Below are 1,223 nucleotides of genomic sequence, written 5' to 3'. Positions count from 1 at the left end.
CTATTCACATCATGCTTCCTCACGGCCGTTACCGGCCGCTTTGGCGATGCAAGGCTACTGCCAATGGAATAGCAGGTTCGGTCACTGCCGAACAATTTAATTACGCGACTTCGTGTCGCACCCAGAGGTAAGCGTCAAAGGTTCCCTCCGTCACATAGCGGAACACATGGACCAGGGGATTTTGGTTGCCCTGGCGCTCGATCCTGCCTTTCCTCTGGGCCAAATCTCCCGGCCTCCAGGGGCAGTCCAGGTCATGGAGGGCCACAAGCCGGTCCTGCACGTTGGTCCCGGCTCCCATTTTGGAGGTGCTGCCCATGAGGACGCGCACCTGGCCCGTCCGTACCTTGGAAAACAATTCTTTCTTCCGCACTTCGGTATTGGCGTCATGGATAAACGCGATCTGCTCCGGGGGAATGCCCTGGGCGATGAGCTTTTGCCGGATGTCCTCATAGACGGTAAAAGCCGGTTCCGGTTCCGGCATGGGGACAGCGGTTTCCAGTGCATGGATTTCGGGACTGTCCAGGTTCCCGCTGACTGCCTTGGCTACTTTTTTCGATGGCGCTGCTTTTGGGGTGGAAATGTCACAGAACACCAGCTGGGTCAGCTTTTCGTCCTGCCCGTCCCGCCAGACCTGCATGATATTCTCCACACATTGATTGACCTTGGTGCCTGCCTCATCGGGCAGCAGCGGACTGATGATCCGCTGGTCCAGCCCCAGCTTGCGGCCATCCGAAGTGATCTTGAGCATATTGTCAACGGAGGGGTCCACCGAACCGCCGTGAACCAGGGCGGCACGTTCCGAAAGGGCCTGCACCATTTCCTGTTGATGCTCCGTGGGCTTTGCCACAACGGTATGGTATTCCACCTCCGGGGTGGGCAGATGCAGCTGATCGGCGGTCTTAATGTCCGCCACCTCTTTGAACAGGTTCATCAGCTCCGGCAGGTTGAAGAATTTACTGAACCGCGTCCTTGCCCGGTAGCCGGTGCCTTCCGGGGCCAGCTCCAGGGCGGTGACGGTCTCACCGAACCGGGAGGCCCAGCAGTCAAAGTGCGCCATGCCCAGCTCCTGGAGCCGTTCATATTGCAGATACCGCTGCATGGTATGAGGTAAGCCGGCAGTACCGACTCCCTCCCGAACCGTGCGTGCACCTCTCGATGCACACGGCTCTCTATTTGTTATCGTTTTACGATTTCATCGAATTGTGAATCTCATGATGGCATGA

Annotated in this window: 1 pseudogene; it reads right to left on the bottom strand. The window is 57.7% G+C overall.

Annotation, left to right across the window (positions count from 1 at the left end):
• Positions 1-121 precede the first annotated feature (121 nt).
• Positions 122-1,105 (bottom strand): annotated as a pseudogene (locus tag CAFE_RS12940) (helicase-related protein); the annotation flags it as partial.
• Positions 1,106-1,223: the final 118 nt, after the last annotated feature.

Origin of the sequence: Caproicibacter fermentans (genome assembly GCF_009746625.1) — a bacterium.
Taxonomy (GTDB): Bacteria; Bacillota; Clostridia; order Oscillospirales; family Acutalibacteraceae; genus Caproicibacter; species Caproicibacter fermentans.
The sequence above is the reverse complement of the archived record's forward strand: the minus strand, read 5'-3'. Positions and strand labels throughout refer to the sequence as shown.